This window comes from Streptomyces sp. NPDC099050, from assembly GCF_044759865.1.
In the GTDB taxonomy this organism is placed as follows: Bacteria; Actinomycetota; Actinomycetes; order Streptomycetales; family Streptomycetaceae; genus Streptomyces.
In genome coordinates this window covers 640,148-655,949 of record NZ_JBIWAE010000001.1, presented here as the reverse complement: position 1 = coordinate 655,949, position 15,802 = coordinate 640,148, and the positions used below count along the sequence as shown (strand labels likewise).

14 protein-coding genes and 1 pseudogene are annotated in these 15,802 nt (G+C 73.4%); 7 read left to right on the top strand and 8 right to left on the bottom strand.

Annotated features, from left to right (window positions below; all coding sequences use genetic code 11):
* Positions 1-76: 76 nt before the first annotated feature.
* Together ACIQV3_RS02870 and ACIQV3_RS02865 are read right to left on the bottom strand one after the other, a co-directional pair.
* Positions 77-2,614, bottom strand: coding sequence for a discoidin domain-containing protein (locus tag ACIQV3_RS02870; RefSeq protein ID WP_403709044.1), 2,538 nt, complete (start codon positions 2,612-2,614; stop codon positions 77-79).
* 123 nt (positions 2,615-2,737) lie between these two features.
* Positions 2,738-3,391: an MBL fold metallo-hydrolase gene (locus tag ACIQV3_RS02865; protein WP_403709042.1), complete on the bottom strand. Its 654-nt coding sequence runs from the start codon at positions 3,389-3,391 to the stop codon at positions 2,738-2,740.
* A 139-nt stretch (positions 3,392-3,530) separates the two neighbouring features.
* Here ACIQV3_RS02865 and ACIQV3_RS02860 point away from each other — a divergent pair, with 139 nt between their 5' ends.
* The 3 genes from ACIQV3_RS02860 to thpR all read left to right on the top strand — a co-directional run bounded on the left by ACIQV3_RS02860 (position 3,531) and on the right by thpR (position 5,690).
* Positions 3,531-4,439: a GlxA family transcriptional regulator gene (locus ACIQV3_RS02860; RefSeq protein ID WP_403709172.1), complete on the top strand. Its 909-nt coding sequence runs from the start codon at positions 3,531-3,533 to the stop codon at positions 4,437-4,439.
* 94 nt (positions 4,440-4,533) lie between these two features.
* Complete coding sequence (locus tag ACIQV3_RS02855) at positions 4,534-5,037, top strand: isochorismatase family protein (RefSeq protein WP_403709040.1); 504 nt, start codon at positions 4,534-4,536, stop codon at positions 5,035-5,037.
* Between the two features lie 23 nt (positions 5,038-5,060).
* Positions 5,061-5,690 carry an RNA 2',3'-cyclic phosphodiesterase gene (gene thpR / locus ACIQV3_RS02850; protein WP_403709170.1) on the top strand — a complete coding sequence of 210 codons (630 nt, stop codon included), beginning with the start codon at positions 5,061-5,063 and terminating at the stop codon, positions 5,688-5,690.
* A gap of 16 nt (positions 5,691-5,706) precedes the next feature.
* Here thpR and ACIQV3_RS02845 read toward each other — a convergent pair whose 3' ends face one another.
* The 3 genes from ACIQV3_RS02845 to ACIQV3_RS02835 all read right to left on the bottom strand — a co-directional run bounded on the left by ACIQV3_RS02845 (position 5,707) and on the right by ACIQV3_RS02835 (position 8,507).
* Complete coding sequence (locus tag ACIQV3_RS02845) at positions 5,707-6,060, bottom strand: VOC family protein (RefSeq protein WP_403709038.1); 354 nt, start codon at positions 6,058-6,060, stop codon at positions 5,707-5,709.
* A 234-nt stretch (positions 6,061-6,294) separates the two neighbouring features.
* Complete coding sequence (gene argG / locus ACIQV3_RS02840; protein ID WP_403709036.1) at positions 6,295-7,743, bottom strand: argininosuccinate synthase; 1,449 nt, start codon at positions 7,741-7,743, stop codon at positions 6,295-6,297.
* Positions 7,744-7,937: 194 nt separating this feature from the next.
* The gene (locus tag ACIQV3_RS02835; RefSeq protein WP_403709168.1) at positions 7,938-8,507 is read right to left on the bottom strand and encodes a TetR/AcrR family transcriptional regulator; all 570 of its coding nucleotides are present in this window, start codon (positions 8,505-8,507) and stop codon (positions 7,938-7,940) included.
* A 71-nt stretch (positions 8,508-8,578) separates the two neighbouring features.
* Between ACIQV3_RS02835 and ACIQV3_RS02830 the strand changes: the two genes are divergently transcribed.
* The 3 genes and pseudogenes from ACIQV3_RS02830 to ACIQV3_RS02820 form a co-directional block, all read left to right on the top strand.
* On the top strand, positions 8,579-9,100 hold the full coding sequence (locus ACIQV3_RS02830) for an FBP domain-containing protein (protein WP_403709034.1): 522 nt from the start codon (positions 8,579-8,581) through the stop codon (positions 9,098-9,100).
* Between the two features lie 222 nt (positions 9,101-9,322).
* Positions 9,323-10,723 (top strand): Ig-like domain-containing protein, encoded by a 1,401-nt coding sequence (locus ACIQV3_RS02825; RefSeq protein ID WP_403709032.1) that lies wholly within the window; start codon positions 9,323-9,325, stop codon positions 10,721-10,723.
* 86 nt (positions 10,724-10,809) lie between these two features.
* Positions 10,810-10,914: pseudogene (locus ACIQV3_RS02820) on the top strand (glycosyltransferase family 2 protein); the annotation flags it as partial.
* Positions 10,915-10,955: 41 nt separating this feature from the next.
* Here ACIQV3_RS02820 and ACIQV3_RS02815 read toward each other — a convergent pair.
* On the bottom strand, positions 10,956-11,483 hold the full coding sequence (locus tag ACIQV3_RS02815; protein WP_403709030.1) for a PucR family transcriptional regulator: 528 nt from the start codon (positions 11,481-11,483) through the stop codon (positions 10,956-10,958).
* A 54-nt stretch (positions 11,484-11,537) separates the two neighbouring features.
* Here ACIQV3_RS02815 and ACIQV3_RS02810 point away from each other — a divergent pair, with 54 nt between their 5' ends.
* Positions 11,538-12,428: an esterase/lipase family protein gene (locus tag ACIQV3_RS02810; protein WP_403709028.1), complete on the top strand. Its 891-nt coding sequence runs from the start codon at positions 11,538-11,540 to the stop codon at positions 12,426-12,428.
* A 26-nt stretch (positions 12,429-12,454) separates the two neighbouring features.
* Here ACIQV3_RS02810 and ACIQV3_RS02805 read toward each other — a convergent pair whose 3' ends face one another.
* Both ACIQV3_RS02805 and ACIQV3_RS02800 read right to left on the bottom strand, forming a co-directional pair.
* Entirely contained in the window at positions 12,455-13,414 is a 960-nt protein-coding gene (locus tag ACIQV3_RS02805) for an aldo/keto reductase family oxidoreductase (protein WP_403709026.1), read from the bottom strand.
* A 9-nt stretch (positions 13,415-13,423) separates the two neighbouring features.
* Positions 13,424-15,433 (bottom strand): peroxidase, encoded by a 2,010-nt coding sequence (locus ACIQV3_RS02800; protein WP_403709024.1) that lies wholly within the window; start codon positions 15,431-15,433, stop codon positions 13,424-13,426.
* Positions 15,434-15,802 lie beyond the last annotated feature (369 nt).

Below are 15,802 nucleotides of genomic sequence, written 5' to 3'. Positions count from 1 at the left end.
CCGCATCCGCGGGTGCCGGGCCGGGGTGCGCCGTCCCCGCCGGGGAGGTGCGGGCGGCGGGGACGGCGGGGACGGGTCAGGAGATGGTCATGAAGCGGGCCGGGCTCGGTACTCCCTGGGTGTCCAGGGCGAAGAGCATGTAGGTCCCGGGCAGGACCACGCCGGGGTCGGCGGGTATCGACACCGTGTAGGTGCCGGTGCCGGTGCCCGTGGCCGTGGAGGTCAGGGGCACCCTTCGCTGGTCGTTGTCGGTGGAGTGGGTCGCGGCCGCCGTCCGCATCAGGACGAAGGATGCGGCCGGGGTGGAGGTGGACAGGGTGAGGGTGGTGCCGGGGGCCGTTCTGGAAGGGACGTTCCCCGTGATCTCGGGGCGCGGTTTCGGGGATCCGTCCGCGTTGAGCAGGTACGGCGGGGTGAAGACGGCCCCGTCGGCGTGGTTGGTGGCGCAGTCCCCGCACAGGCCCCCGCCGCCGGAGAAGACCCGGCCGTCCGGCAACAGATTGGCCACGCTGTGGTAGTTGCGCGGGACGGCCATGGTGGCGAGCGGGGTGAAGGCGCCGGTCGCCGGATCCCACAGCTCGGGCGTCAGGACCGAGGTGGCGTCGCTGAAGGGGACCGGGTGGCTCTGCCCGCCGAAGACGATGACCTTGCCGTCGGGCAGGACCACGCTGTTGGCGAAGGCCCTGGCGTACTCCATGTCCCCGGTCCGGGCGGTCTCGACCTGGCTGCCCGTGATGCCCACGGTGTAGGCGCGGCGCGTGGCGGGGGTGTCCTGGTAGGCGGGCGAGCCGCCCAGGGTGAGGAGTTTGCCGATGTCGTAGGCGACGGCGTTGCCCGTCATGGCGTCGGCGCTGTCGGCCCGGGGGCCGGCGGGGGTGATGCCGCCCGTGCCGGTGGTCGAGATCCAGTTCATCTGCCTGCTCGGGCCCAGTTGGAGCACCTTGCCGGCCGAAGTGGCGTGCAGCCACATGTGGTTGTCGGCGCGGTAGGGCCCGGCCGGGTCGGCCGTGGAGGCCTGGAGGGCGGGGACTCCCGGGAGCCCGCGCCAGGTCCGGGTGTCCGGCGACCAGACCTCGGCGGCCTTGTCGCCCGCGGGTCCGCTCCAGGATCCGCCCAGGACGAAGGCTTCTCCGGTGGAGAGCAGCGTCATGGACTGGTAACCGCGGGGGATGTTCATGCTGCCGGTGGCGGACCAGTCGTCGGTGGCGGGGTCGTAGATGCTGGCCTTCTCCGCGTTGCTGCCCCCGGTGACGAGCACGCGGCCGTCGGCCAGCATGGCTATGCCGGGGCAGAACATGTCGTGCCCGGTGTTGTCGATGCGGCGCTGGGTGACCTTGCCCGTCTTCAGGTCGAGGATCGCCGTCTGGGTGTAGCCGTTGCTGCCGCCGAAGCGGTCCACCGCGTACGCGGACCAGGCCAGGAGCTTGTCTCCCGGGAGGACGGCGGTGGCCACGGGGACCAGGGGGAATCCGGTGATCCGGCCCCAGGATCCGTGGACGGCGGGGGCGGCCGGCCCGCTCAGGCGGATCTCGGCGGCGGAGGTCCAGGGGCCCCGGGCGCCGGCCTCGGTGGTCACGGTCAGCCGTACGAACCGGGCTTGCGCGGTGCGGGTGAAGGTGGCGGTCTTGACGGTGTCGTCGTCGCGCCAGGTGCCCGCGGCCACCGGTGCGCCGAAGGCGGTCCCGTCGGTGCTGGTGGTGACGGTGTAGGCGCCCGCCCGGCCGTTGGGGCCGTTCGTGCGCGGGTGGTAGACGAGCGCGGAGACCGCGGCCGTGCGGTGCATGTCGAGGGTGATGCTGTGCGGGAGCGGGGCCGGGGTGCCGGACCACTTGCTGTGCCAGAGCGTGCCGGTGTCACCGTCGAGGACGTTGGCGGCGCGGCCGTTCTCGCCGGCCGTCTCCTGGTCGCTCGCGGCGGCCGTCCAGCCGGTCCGGGCCAGGTCCACGGTGGCTTCCGGGGTGCCGGGGTCGCCCAGCAGGTTGATCTCCGCGGCGGAGGTCCACGGACCGCGCCCGCCGGCCTCGGTGAGCGCCGTGAGTCGTACGAACCGGGCCCCCTGCGGGGCGAATCCGAGCGTCTTGGCGCTGCCGTCGTCCGCGAGGGTGCCGCTGGCGACCGGGGCCGGCCAGGTCACTCCGTCAGCGCTCACGCTGAGGGTGTACTCGCCGACGCGTCCGTTGGCCCCGTTGGTGCGGGGGGTGTAGACGAGCGCCGAGACGACCGCCGTGCGGTGCATGTCGAGGGTGATGCTGTGCGGGAGCGGGGCCGGGGTGCCGGACCACTTGCTGTGCCAGAGCGTGCCGGTGTCACCGTCGAGGACGTTGGCGGCGCGGCCGTTCTCGCCGGCCGTCTCCTGGTCGCTCGCCGCGGCCGTCCAGCCGGTCCGGTCGAGCACGGGGGCCGTCGGCTCCATGGCGTTCGCCGGTGCCACGCCGTGGTGCGGTGACTGCTGCGCCGCCTCCTCGCCGGGTGGCGCCGGGGTCGGGGTGGGCGTCGGGCTCGCGACCCCGAGCCACGGCGTGAAGCCGATCAGCAGCGCGCCGAGACTGAAGGCGATGAGCAGCCGGGATCTGCGGAGTGCGCGGGGTAAGGCGAGGAAGCGCCTGGACTGCAATCTGACCTCCTGGGACGAACCGGTATGCCCCATGGAAGATAGGTCAGCACGGCAGGAACTCACCCAAATGAGAGAGGAGTTGACGCAAAACCGCAGCCACCGGCGCGATCCGGCGGGGCGGGGTCAGACCGGCACCTCGCCGTCGGCGGCGAAGGGGCCGCCGTGGCCCGGGACGATCAGGTCCGCCGCGGCGAGCACCCGCAGCCGGGAGGCGCGCAGCACCTCGCGGTCCGGGGCAACCGGATCGTCGGCGGGGCCCTGCGCGTGCCACCACAGGTCGCCGGCGAACGCCACGACGCCCGTGTCCGTTCCGGCCAGCAGGGTGATGTCCTCGTGACTGTGTCCCGGCGTACGGATCAGGCGCAGGGAGGGGGTGAGTTCGTAGCCCTCGGCGTCACGGTTCGTCCACTGGTCGCCCCGGTACTCGACCTTGTGGTCGTGCACCCGCGCCCCGCCGAACAGGCCCACGTTCATGGTGTTGTCCGGGTGGTGGTGACTGAGCACCACGTCGGTGATGTCCTCGGGGCCGAGGCCCAGTTCCGCGAGCGGGCCCAGGATGTCGGCGTGGCTCGCCACCATGCCCGGGTCGAAGATGAAGTGCCGGCCGGCGTCCGACACGTAGGAGACGGTGGCGGCGACCCCGGGGCCGGTGGAGCCGACGTAGCCGGTGGTGAGGATCTTGTATACGGCGCTGCGGCCGAGCGGTGCGTCGGCGCGGAGGCCCTGTGCGGTGTCCGTCTTCGTGTTCGTCTGCGTGTCCGTCTTCGTGTTCGTCATGGCTGTCATCCTTCCGCGTCGGCGGGGAGCCTACGAGTGGCACACCTGCCAGTGATCGCAGGATTCGTGCCACGGGTGGCAGACTGCTCCCGTGCCCCCTTTCACGACCGTCGCCGCGTACGTCCCGCCCGGTGTCGGCATGCTCGCCGTCGGGATCGTCAGCGAGGTCTTCGGCCCGCACGGACAGGGACTGCCCGGCTTCGAGTTCGCCCTGTGCGCCGAGCGGCCCGGGCCGGTCCCCACCGACATCGGCGTGCCGCTCGCGATCGAGCACGGCCTCGACCGGCTGGCCGCCGCCGACCTGGTGATCGCCCTGCCGGGGGCCGGCTTCCGTACACCGCCCGGTCCGGCGGTGCTCGACGCGCTGGTCGCCGCGTACGGGGGCGGCTCGGTGCTCGCGGCCCACTGCGTCGGCACGTTCGCGCTCGCCGAGGCCGGGCTGCTCGACGGGCTACGGGCCACCACGCACTGGCGGTTCGCCGAGCTGCTGGCCCACCGCCATCCGGGCGTCGCCGTCGAACCGGACGCCCTGTACATCGACGAGGGCAGGATCGTCACGGGCGCCGGGGCAGCGGCCGGCTTCGATCTGTGCCTGCACCTGCTGAGGCGGGAGCACGGGGCGGCGATGGCCAACGGAGTCGCCCGGGACATGGTGCTGCCCTCCCACCGCGATGGCGGGCAGGCCCAGTACCTCGCCGCGCCCGTCCCCGAGGACTGCCTCGACGAGCGCCTCTCCGAAGTCCTCGCCTGGGCCCGCGAGCACCTCCACGAGCCGCTCCCCGTCGCGGAGCTGGCCCGTCGTGCCGTGATGAGCAAGCGCTCCTTCGCCCGCCGGTTCACCGCCGCGACCGGCACCACCCCGCACGCCTGGCTGCGGAACCTGCGGCTGAGCAGCGCGGAGGAACTCCTGGAGAGCACGGACCTGCCCGTCGAGGAGATCGCCCGCCGGGTCGGCTACGGCAGCGCGGCGGTCCTGCGCGAACAGTTCGTACGGCGCAGGGGAGTTCCGCCCCGGTCCTACCGCCGCTCCTTCACGAGCACACCGTAGCCTGCTTCGAGCCCGCTTCGAGCCCGCTTCGGACCCGCTTCGAGCCCGCTTCGGACCCGCTTCCGGTGCCCGGGCGCCGGTGCACCCCTGTCCTATGATCACTCCCGTGACCTCCGCGCTGATCCTCATCGACCTGATGCCCCGCATCATCGCCATGCCCGTCGCCCCGCACTCCGGTGAGGAGGTACTGGCCCGCTGCCTGCGGCTGGCCGAGGCCTTCAGGGCGGACGGGCGCCCGGTGGTGCTCGTCCGGGTGGACCGGCCGGGCGTCGCGGAGCAGCCTCCGGGCAGCGGCTTCGCCGACGGGCTGGTGCGGGCGGGCGACGTCCAGATCGTCAAGCGGACCGTCGGGGCCTTCCACGGCACCGAGCTGGACGAGCGGCTGCGCGCCCTGGGCGTGGACACGGTGGTGCTCGCCGGGCTGGTCACCACGATGGGGGTCGAGTCCACGGCGCGAGCCGCGAGCGACCACGGCTACGAGCTGGAGTTCGTGGCCGACGCGATGTCCGGTTTCACCGCCGACGAGCACGAGTTCACCGTGGAGCGGATCTTCCCCCGGTTCGGGGACGTGCACGACACGGCCGACTACACCTCCTGATCGCCGTGAACGACGTGAACGACATGGCCGACTCGAACGGCTCGAACGGCTCGAACCAAGGGTCCCGGCCCGCGACCGTCCGCGTGTTCATCGCCCTGGCCCCGCCCGACGACGCGAAGGAGGAACTCGCGCGCGAGCTGGGCCCCGCGTACGCCGCGTACCCGGACATGCGGTGGAACCGCATCGAGGACTGGCACATCACCCTGGCGTTCCTCGGCGAGCTGCCGGTCGAGGTCGTCCCGCCCCTGCGGCCGCGGCTCGCGGAGCTCGCGGCGGCGCGCGGTCCCGTACGCCTGGCCCTGCGCGGGGGCGGCCACTTCGGTGAGCGGGTGCTGTGGAGCGGGATCGACGGGGACCTCGACGGGCTGCACCGGCTCGCCGCCGGTGTCCGCGCCGCGGTCGAGGAGTGCGGCATCCCCTTCGAAGACCGGCCGCTGCGACCTCACCTGACGCTGGCCCGCGCCCGCCGCAACGACGCCTCGTCGGCGGTGGAGGCCGCCGCCGGACTCGCCGGGTTCGCCGGCCGGCGCTGGCGGACGGAGCGCCTGCACCTGGTCGGAAGCAACATCGGCCGCGGACCGGGGCCGATCCACTACCGCGACATCGAGGCGTGGAACCTCGGCGGCGGGCTCGTCGGTCAGCAGGGCAGCTGACGGTCTTGGGGTGTGATCAGGCGGGCTGCCACAGCTCGATCCGGTTGCCCTCCGGGTCGGTGACCCAGCCGAACCGGCCTACGCCGTCCATGTCCTGGGTTTCGGGCGCCACGTCCGCTCCCTTGGCGCGCAGCTGCGCGAGCATCGCGTTCAGGTCGCGGACCCGGAAGTTGAGCATGGTGCGCTGGGCGGGCGACCCGAAGTAGTCGGTATCCGACTCGAACGGTGCGAACACCGTGGGCCCGGCTCCCTGACGCCACAGGCCGTGCTCGTCCGAGTCCAGCCCCAGGCAGTCCCGGTACCACGCGCCCAGGGCCGCCGGATCCGCGGCCCGCATGAAGTAACCACCGATTCCCAGCACACGTTCCATGCCGCGATCCTGCCAGGACGCCGTCAGAATCCCTTGCCGAGCGCGCCCAGCAGCAGGTCGTAGGCGAGCTGCTCGATGTGCAGGACGGGCGCACCCTCGGGCAGGTCGAGCAGGGTCCGCGGCGGCGCGATCACCCCTGGCCGACCACGGCTTCGTGACCAGTACGGACGCCGCCCGCGGTCCCCACGGGGACCACGGGCGGCGCGTCACGTCACGTCCTGCCGCCGGCATCGACTAGTCGGTGCCGAACTCCATCGCGGCACGGTCCAGCAGCTCGTCGTCGCCGGAGACCTCGCCGCGCGAGGCGATGGCCTCGGCGCCACCCTCGGGCATGGCGCCGATCAGGCCGGAGCCGGGCGCCTCGACGGCGCCGATCAGCGCGGGGTGCGTGGTGCCGACGATGCCGAGGCCGGCGTACTGCTCCAGCTTCGCGCGGGAGTCGGCGATGTCGAGGTTGCGCATGGTGAGCTGGCCGATGCGGTCCACCGGGCCGAACGCCGAGTCCTCGGTGCGCTCCATGGACAGCTTGTCCGGGTGGTAGCTGAACGCCGGGCCCGTGGTGTTCATGATCGAGTAGTCCTCGCCGCGCCGCAGGCGCAGCGTCACCTCTCCGGTGATCGCCGTACCGACCCAGCGCTGCAGGGACTCGCGGATCATCAGCGCCTGCGGGTCGAGCCAGCGGCCCTCGTACATGAGGCGGCCGAGGCGCCGGCCCTCGTTGTGGTACTGGGCGACCGTGTCCTCGTTGTGGATCGCGTTGACGAGGCGCTCGTAAGCGGCGTGCAGCAGGGCCAGACCCGGAGCCTCGTAGATGCCGCGGCTCTTCGCCTCGATGATCCGGTTCTCGATCTGGTCCGACATGCCCAGGCCGTGGCGGCCGCCGATGGCGTTCGCCTCCATGACCAGGTCGACGGCGGAGGCGAACTCCTTGCCGTTGATCGTGACCGGGCGCCCCTGCACGAAGCCGATGGTCACGTCCTCGGTGGCGATCTCCACCGAGGGGTCCCAGAACCGGACGCCCATGATCGGGTCGACGCTCTCCACACCGGTGTCGAGGTGCTCCAGGGTCTTCGCCTCGTGGGTGGCGCCCCAGATGTTGGCGTCGGTGGAGTACGCCTTCTCGGTGCTGTCGCGGTAGGGCAGCTCGTGGGCGAGCAGCCACTCCGACATCTCCTTGCGGCCACCGAGCTCGGTGACGAAGTCGGCGTCGAGCCACGGCTTGTAGATGCGCAGGTGCGGGTTGGCGAGCAGGCCGTAGCGGTAGAACCGCTCGATGTCATTGCCCTTGAAGGTCGACCCGTCGCCCCAGATCTGGACGTCGTCCTCCAGCATCGCGCGGACCAGCAGCGTGCCGGTGACGGCGCGGCCTAGCGGCGTCGTGTTGAAGTAGGCGCGGCCGCCGGAGCGGATGTGGAACGCGCCGCAGGCGAGAGCCGCCAGGCCCTCCTCCACGAGCGCCGCGCGGCAGTCGACCAGGCGCGCGATCTCGGCGCCGTACGCCGTGGCGCGCGCGGGCACCGACTCGATGTCGGGCTCGTCGTACTGGCCGATGTCGGCGGTGTAGGTGCAGGGGACGGCACCCTTGTCGCGCATCCAGGCGACGGCGACGGAGGTGTCGAGGCCGCCGGAGAAGGCGATTCCGACGCGCTCGCCGGTGGGCAGGGAGGTGAGAACCTTTGACATGGGATGAGTATGCGCGATGATGCATTTTCATGCAAAATCCGGGCCGCGGAACTTTCGGCCACCGGACGGCGTGCCGTCATTCTGACGCCCGGCCGGGTCCACGGCGAGTCCGGCGGAGCCCCCTGGGGGCACCCCGTCGACCGTCGGAACGCGGTTACGCGGTTACGCGGTTACGCGGTTACGCGGTTACGCGGTTACGCGGTTACGCGGTTACGCAGCATCACGTCGAGGGAGTCCACCATCCAGTCCCAGGACTCCTGTGGGTCGACGGCGGTGTGACTGAAGCCGCCGCCCAGCTCCAGGCTGACGTAGCCGTGGAAGACGCTGCCGAGCATCCGGACCGCGTGGGTCTGGTCGGGTTCCGTCAGGTCGTAGCCGCGCAGGATCGCCCGGGTCATCTGGGCGTGCCGGACGCCCGCACTGCCGGCGGCCGTTTCCGGGTCGAGCCGGAGCCGGGCGGCGTCGTAGCGGCCGGGGTGCTCCCGGGCGTAGTCCCGGTAGGCGTCGGCGAAGGCCGCCAGGGCGTCCCTTCCGGCCCGCCCCGCCAGGGCGGCCGCGACCCGGTCGGCCAGTTCCTCCAGGGCGAACAGGGCGATCCGGGTCCTGAGGTCCTGGGAGTTCTTCAGGTGCGAGTAAAGGCTCGCGACCTTGACGTCGAACCGCCGGGCGAGCGCCGAGACGGTCACCTGCTCGAAGCCGACCTCGTCGGCGAGTTCCGCGCCGGCCCGGGTCAGCCGCTCGGCGGTCAGTCCTGCTCGAACCATCATGTGCCTCCTAGCTGGCGATAGACATTATGCGTTTGCCTAAAACCTTTAGGCAAATTAGCCTGCCGCTCATGAAGCCGTTGACCGAGCAAGAGATCCGTGCCGCCTTCGTGAACTGCACCAAGGGCGAGGCCAAGCGCCTGTCCGTCCCCCGCGATCTGGCCGAGCGCCCCTGGGACGACCTCGATTTCCTCGGCTGGTGGGACCCCAAGGCCCCCGAGCGCGCCTACCTCGCCACCGAACTGGACGGCCGCACGGTCGCCCTCGCGCTGCGCTCCTCCGGCGCCGGCCCCTCCCAGGCGCGGCGCAGCATGTGCTCGCTGTGCCTGACCACCCACACCGGAGGCGTCTCCCTGATGGTCGCGCCGAAGGCGGGCAAGGCCGGACAGCAGGGCAACTCCGTGGGCGCCTACATCTGCGCCGACCTCGCCTGCTCGCTCTACGTACGGGGCAAGAAGAACGCCGGCCCGGACGGACGGCTCCACGAGTCGCTCACCCTGGAGGAGAAGATCCAGCGGACGGTCGCGAACCTCGCCGGCTTCATCTCCAACGTCACAGCCGTCGACAGCCCCACCGCCACCGCCACCGCCTGAGCGCGACCGCCCGATACGCCCCTCCCCTACTCCGTACGAGCCCTCTTCGGTGCCCATTCGGCCCCACGAGCCGAGTTCATGATCATCATGCTGCCCGGAAATCGTTTTGATGCTGCCATCCGGCCGAAGGCGATCTGGGAGGGCTGCGTGGCGCGCATGCTGTCATCGACACACCGTAGGGGACTCGGGCGACGGGGCAGGACGTGGACCGCGGCAGGGGCGGTGGCCGGCCTGGTCTTCGTCGTCGCCGCCGCCCCGCAGTCCGCGTCACCGTCCGGGGAGACGCCACGGAACCCCGGCGCGCACGCCGGATCCGTCGAGCTGCTGGTCGGCCGGGTGCTGGAGGACGGAGGCCGGCGCTGCGCGATGGACGCCTTCCGCGCCGGGCGGTGCGGCGGGCTGGAACAGCAGCTGGTCCGGGCCACCGCCAGCGGGGCCGGTGCCGTGGTGCGCGATCCCTCGTCCCGCGGCGCGGCCCGGGCGGCGGCGCACACGGTCGTCCTGCCCACGGACGCGGCCAGCCCCCTGGAGATCACCCTCGCCGGCCCCGGGCTGCTCACCTACGTCACCGTCCACGACGGTCACGGCCGCTACGTGGGCGGCGCCCTGGGCGCCCGCGGACACCACTGGGGGAACACCGAACCGCTGCGGGCCGGGGAGACCTACACCGTCCGGGTCGGCGCCCAGGACGCGACGGGCACCCCCGTCGGCGTGACCATGGCGTTCCGGACCGCGGAGGCGGCGCAGGACGACCGGCTCACCGCGGAGTTCGGGCCGCGGCCGGGCACGTACGGGGCGGGGCAGATCGTGACGGCCTCCCTGAGCCGCCCCGTCCCCGCCGCCGATCCCGCCGCGCGGGTCCGGGTGGAGCGGGCCTTGCAGGTCACCTCGGAACCGGCGGTCGAGGGGGCCTGGCACTGGGTCGACGACTCGACCCTGCACTACCGCCCCCGTACCTACTGGCCCGCCCACGCCGTGGTGCACGCGGTCAGCGGTCTCGACGGGGTCGAGGTCGGGGACCGGGGGTACGGCGGCCCCTCGGAGCCCCTGCGGCTCACCATCGGCGACCGGATCGAAGCGGTCACCGACGCGGCCGCGCACGAGATGACCGTACGGCGCAACGGCCGGACCGTCCGGACCATCCCGGTGACCACCGGCAAGGCGGGGTTCCTGACGCGCAGCGGCATCAAGGTCGTGCTCGGCAAGGAGCGCAAGGTGCGGATGCGCGGGGACACGGTGGGCATCAAGCGCGGTACCAGCGAGTTCTACGACCTGCCCGTCTTCTACGCGACCCGGGTGACCTGGAGCGGGGAGTACGTGCACGCCGCGCCCTGGTCGGTGGACGCGCAGGGCGAGGAGAACGTCAGCCACGGCTGCACGGGCATGAGCACGGCCGACGCGGCCTGGTTCTTCGACACGGTGCGGGAGGGGGACGTGGTGTCGGTGGTGAACAGCGGCGGTGAGCCGATGGCCCCGTTCGCCAACGGCTTCGGGGACTGGAACCTCGACTGGAACGCCTGGCTGGCCGGCAGCGCGCTGGGCGCCGCCACCGACGCCCCGCTCGCCTCCGCCGCCGCGCTCGCGTCGGCGCACGGACCGTCCCGGCTGCTCCCCCTCACCTGAGCGGGCCCGCTTCCCGGCGGGGCGGGCACGGCGGTTCCGCTAGGACCTGTCGCCAAACCCCCGCCGTCGCCCGCAGCGCGCTCCAGGGGCTGCGCGAAGGGTGGGCGGCCCGGCACGGCCAGGTGCGGCGGCCCATGCGCTGGCGCACCGTGGTCCGCCTCACGGCCGCGGGCCGGCCGCCGGTGCTTTGAGCGAGCGGGCCGGTTACGGGGATCCGGGCCGCCGGGTCTTCTCAGGCACCGGTGCGGCGGGCCGCTCCGTACGCCGTCAGGGCGGCCGCGAGGTGGCGGGCGCCCGTGGGGTCGGTGGCGTCGTGGCCGGTGAGCAGGCGGATGCGGCCCAGGCGGTAGGTCAGCGTGTTGCGGTGGACGGTGAGGGCGTCGGCGGCATCGGCGCGCCGGTAGCCGGCCGCGATGAACTCCCGCAGCGTGGCGATCAGATGGGGCTGGTCTTCGAGGGGCGCCAGGACCCGGGCCAGCGCGTCGCGGGCGGGACCGGGCTGTACGAGCTGGTACTCGACGGCGAGGTCGGCCAGCCGGTAGAGACCCGCGGGGCGACCCAAGTCCTCTGCCAGAGACAGCACTTCGGAGGCCTCTGCCTGGGCCCGCGGGATCGATGCGTGGTCCTCGGCCACGGCGGCCGCCGCCGTGCACCGCAGTTCGGCCGCCGTGTCGAGGCGGGCGAGCAGGCGCCGGGTCGCGCCGCCGGGGCCGGCCCGGAAGCATTCTGCGCGTACCGCCAGGGGACAGGGGCCGCGCACCGGAGCATTCTGTGCAGTCCGCCCCGTGCATGACCCCCCGTCAGGAGATGTCGTATGGCCCGCCGTACCCGTGCGTCGCGCACCCGCACCCTGCTCGCCAGGGCCGCCCTCCCGCTGGCCCTCCTGCTCGGCGCCGCCTTCCCGGCGCACGCCGCCGGCGAGGGCGTCACGGGAGGCGGGGTCAACGACTTCTCCTGCCGGCCGAGCGCCGCGCACCCCGAGCCCGTGGTGCTGCTCCACGGCACCTTCGCCACCTGGTACGAGGACCTCAACTTCCTCCAGCTGGACCTCGCCGCCCGCGGCTACTGCACCTTCGCCCTGACCTACGGCGCCTACGACGGCTTCCCGCTGGTCGGAGGCCTCAAGCCGGTGGCCGTCTCCAACCTGGAGATCAAGGAGTACGTGGAGAAGGTGCGCGGCGCGACCGGCGCGGCCAAGGTCTCGGTCGTCGGCCACTCCGAGGGCGGGCTCCAGGCCCTCTACCTCGCCAAGATGCAGGGGATCCAGCCCCACATCAAGGCGGTCGTGGCCATCGCTCCCCCGACCCACGGCACGAACGCCGCCGGGCTGCTCGACCTGGGCGACAAGCTGATCGGCCGGGCGACCATGGAGAAGATCGTGACCACCATCGGCATCCCGGTGCTCGCCGACGAGGTGCCCGGCGGTCCCGCGATCCTGGCGCTGAACGACGGTCCGGTGGCCCAGCCCGGGATCGCGTACACCATCATCACCTCGCGCTACGACGAGCTGGTGACCCCGACCGACACGGCGTTCGTGCGCGAGCCGGGGGTCAAGAACCAGTACGTGCAGGACTTCTGCCCCTTCGACCCGGTGGGCCACATCGGCGAGGCCTACGACCTGAACGTCTGGCACCTGGTCCGCAACGCCCTCGACCCGCGCCGCGCCACCCCGATCCTGGTGTGCGCGGTCGGCTCGCCCGGCTAGGCCGAGAGGGCCCGGGCCGTCTCCGGTTAGGGGAGCGGCCCGCCCCGGGCCGTGAGCCACAGGGAGTACCACTCCTCGTGGCCCAGGTCCGGGGTCCGCAGCGCGGCGTCGCGGCAGGCCCGGATCCGCTCGGGGCGGCCGGTGCCGATGACGGGGGCGATCCGGGCCGGGTGGCGCTGCAGCCACCACAGCAGGATCGTCTCCGGTGTCGTGTCCTTCGCCTTGGCCAGGGCGCGCAGGTGCTCGGCGGTCGCGTGCTCCCCCACGCTCGACTCCCGTCCGGTGAAGCGTCCCTGGGCCAGAGGACCGTAGGCCTGGAGGCGGACTCCGTTCGCGGTGCAGTACTCGACGGTGCCGGCCGGGAAGCCGACGGCCGCCGCGGCCGGGGTGTTCACGAGGACCCCGTCCTCCAGCCAGTCCCGCCGGTCCAGGCTCATTTCCAGCTGGTTCGCGACGAGCGGGAGGTCCAGGTGCCGTTGCAGGTGCGCGATCTGCGCGGCGTTCATGTTGGAGACGCCGAACCGCTTCACGAGGCCCTGGCGGTGCAGGGAGGTGAGCGCCTCGGCGATCTCCGCCGGGTCCGCCAGGGGGTCGGGCCGGTGCAGGAGCAGGACGTCGATGACGTCGGTGCGCAGCCGCGTGAGGCTCTCCTCGACGCGGCTGACGATGCTCGCGCCCCGCAGGTCGTAGATGCCGGGGCGGTCGCCTTCGGCGAGCCGGATGCCGCACTTGGTCTGCAGCGTGATGCGCTCGCGCAGGCCGGGGGTGCGGGCCAGCACCTCGCCGAAGACGGCTTCCGCCTTTCCGTGCCGGTAGATGTCGGCGTGGTCGAACATCGTGATGCCGCTGTCGAGGGCGGCCTCGATCACCGCCTCGGCCTCGTCGATGTCCTCGGCCCGGTACGGGCCGCGCTCCCAGCTCCCGCCGAGAGCCATGCAGCCGTAGATCAACCGGGTGTCGTCCGTCACTGGTTCCGTGATCGCCATGCGGTCACCCTACGAGGCGGACGCCTTCCACAGAACCCGGGTCCCGTCCAGGATCACCAGCTCTCCGGACGGGCGCAGCAGGAGGCGCGCGCCGGGGTGACCGCCGGTCCCGCTGGACCAGACCGCGGCGCCTTCGGCGTCGCGCACGAGCAGTTCACCGTCCTGGGTGAGCAGGGCGTCGTGGCCGACGCCCCCCGTGTACGAGTGCCACGCGCGGGTGCCCCGGGCGTCGAGCAGGGCGAGGTCCCCCGAGGCGTCGAGGGTCAGCCGGGCCTTGCCCGCGTCGAGGACGTCGCCGGGGCGCAGGACCGAACCGGTGTGGAACTCGATGGAGACGTCGAGTTCGCCCTTGGCCAGGGCGCGCAGGACGGGGAGGGAGGGGCTGAAGGCGTAGACCGATCCCTCGGTGCGGACGAACCGGCCGAAGTGGAGGGTGTTGGCCCGGCTGCCGGTGCCGTCCGCCGATGGGGTTTCGAAGGCGATGGCCGAGTCTGGGCCGAGCACCGGGTCGCAGCCGGCGCGCGGGTTGCGGCCGGCCGGGAAGTCGGGTTCGTTGACCCACTTGCGCATCACCAGCTCGAACTGCCCCACCAGGTCCGACTGGTGGCAGACGAAAACCAGCCCGCGCGCGGCCTGCGGACCGTGCTCCTCGCCCCGTTCGGGCTGGTAGACGGAGCCGTACGGGATTCCGCGCCGCATCAGGCGCCGCGCGTCGAGCTCCGCCTGGGCGACGGGGGGACGGCCCGGGGTGAGGACGAGGCCGCCGCGCGGGTTCCCCTTGCGGATGTGCGCGAACAGCGGCATCCCCCAGCCCTGCGGGTCCTGGCCGTAGTCGAGTCCGGCGTCGGGGTGCTCGCCCGGCACGGGCAGTTGCTCCGCCGCGGGGCACAGGGAGACCGGCATGCCGCCCGGCCAGCGGCCCATCAGGCGGGCTCCGAGCCATTCGCGGCCGGCGTCGGCGGGCGCGGCGCCGGCGCGCTGGAGTTCGGCGAGGCGCAGGGCGACCTGGGTCCACCAGCCGGGCACGTCCTGCGCGAGGCGGCGCACCACCTGGAAGGCGCCGCCGGTGGCCCAGGCGGGCAGGCCCGTGGGACGCTTGTTCACCCGATCGGCGCCGACGACGAACTCGCCCGCGGGGATCAGCCGCGTTCCGGGCTTCCCGAGGACGCCGGAGGCGTCGGCCGGGTCCGGCTCGTCGAAGCCCCGTACGCCGGGCTGGCTGATGCAGTCGAGGAAGCCGAAGTGCTCGTGCCCGCGCAACTCCCCGGGGAGGGTGGCCCCGTCCTGGCGGAACAGGACCACCGCGCCGTCCGCGGCGGCACCCACGCTGTGTTCGGCGACCGCGGCGGCGAGGCGTTCGGGCTGGTCGGCGGCGAGGGTGAGGACCACGTGCACCGCGCGGTCGGGCTCCTCGGCGCCGAACAGCCAGGACTGCGGGGCGCTGGTTCCGGTGTCGCCGAGCTGCTGCGCGCGGGCGGCGGAGCCCTGGGTGAAGGCCTCGGCGCTGGAGCCGGCCGGGGCGGCGGGGAAGGGCTCCTTGCCCGACAGCAGGCGCAGCCCCGGATGGGTCAGTCCGATCCCCGTCCACAGGGTGGCCATGGATTCGGGGTCGACGCCGCCCCTGAGCCGGCGGGCCCGGCTGAAGGCCCGGTTGAAGCGGGCCACTTCCTCGGTGCTGGAGACCGACGGCAGCAGGCGGGTCAGCCAGCGCCGGGCCTTCGCGGCGTCACCGAAGTGGAGGAACAGGAAGCAGGCGTGGTCCTTGCGGAACCCGGCGAGGATGTCGCCCTGGGAGTCCCGGTCGGTGCGCAGCGGGAGGGGAGCGGGGGCGGTGTCCCGCCGCGCGGGCTCCGCGCCCGGGCCGGCCGCTGCCGGGAGCGCCGGGGGCCCGGCCGCCCACGCCGTGGGCGCGATGCCCGCGGTGAGACCGGCGGCGGCGAGGGCCGCCGCCTGGACCACGGTCCTGCGGGCGGGTCCGGTGTGGGGGCAGCCCGGGGGCGGCGACGGGGCGAGGACCATCGGCTGGCTCCAAGTGGCGTGGGGGCGGGAAGGGGGATCACGCCCGGGAGGGCGGGGAGGTACGAGCCCCGCGGGACACCGGGCCGGGCCGCGGCACGGTCACGGGTCACGGGTCACGGCGGCACGCACGGCACGGCACGGCACGGCACGGCACGGCACCGCACGGCACCCGACAGGACCGCACCGCACGGGGAGCGGGGCCGGTTCAGATGCCGCGCGCGGTCACGAACGCCGTCCGGCGCGGCTCGGCCCCGTGCGGGGGGACGGGTCCCCTTGCACGCGCGGGGCTTTGGCGCGGCTGAGCCGGAGGGGCCTCCGGCCTGCGCACCCGCGGGCGCCGCCGGGCCCGGCGGTGGCGAGGACCCGGCG

Excerpts from the sequence above, each read along its gene's own strand:
- ACIQV3_RS02860 (WP_403709172.1), top strand. The coding sequence starts at position 3,531 with ATGCTCGCCGTCGGGATCGTCAGCGAGGTCTTCGGCCCGCACGGACAG.
- ACIQV3_RS02800 (WP_403709024.1), bottom strand. The coding sequence starts at position 15,433 with ATGGTCCTCGCCCCGTCGCCGCCCCCGGGCTGCCCCCACACCGGACCC.
- ACIQV3_RS02845 (WP_403709038.1), bottom strand. The coding sequence starts at position 6,060 with ATGGAACGTGTGCTGGGAATCGGTGGTTACTTCATGCGGGCCGCGGAT.
- ACIQV3_RS02835 (WP_403709168.1), bottom strand. The coding sequence starts at position 8,507 with ATGGTTCGAGCAGGACTGACCGCCGAGCGGCTGACCCGGGCCGGCGCG.
- ACIQV3_RS02865 (WP_403709042.1), bottom strand. The coding sequence starts at position 3,391 with ATGACGAACACGAAGACGGACACGCAGACGAACACGAAGACGGACACC.
- thpR (WP_403709170.1), top strand. The coding sequence starts at position 5,061 with ATGGCCGACTCGAACGGCTCGAACGGCTCGAACCAAGGGTCCCGGCCC.
- ACIQV3_RS02855 (WP_403709040.1), top strand. The coding sequence starts at position 4,534 with ATGATCACTCCCGTGACCTCCGCGCTGATCCTCATCGACCTGATGCCC.
- ACIQV3_RS02810 (WP_403709028.1), top strand. The coding sequence starts at position 11,538 with ATGGCCCGCCGTACCCGTGCGTCGCGCACCCGCACCCTGCTCGCCAGG.
- argG (WP_403709036.1), bottom strand. The coding sequence starts at position 7,743 with ATGTCAAAGGTTCTCACCTCCCTGCCCACCGGCGAGCGCGTCGGAATC.
- ACIQV3_RS02805 (WP_403709026.1), bottom strand. The coding sequence starts at position 13,414 with ATGGCGATCACGGAACCAGTGACGGACGACACCCGGTTGATCTACGGC.
- ACIQV3_RS02830 (WP_403709034.1), top strand. The coding sequence starts at position 8,579 with ATGAAGCCGTTGACCGAGCAAGAGATCCGTGCCGCCTTCGTGAACTGC.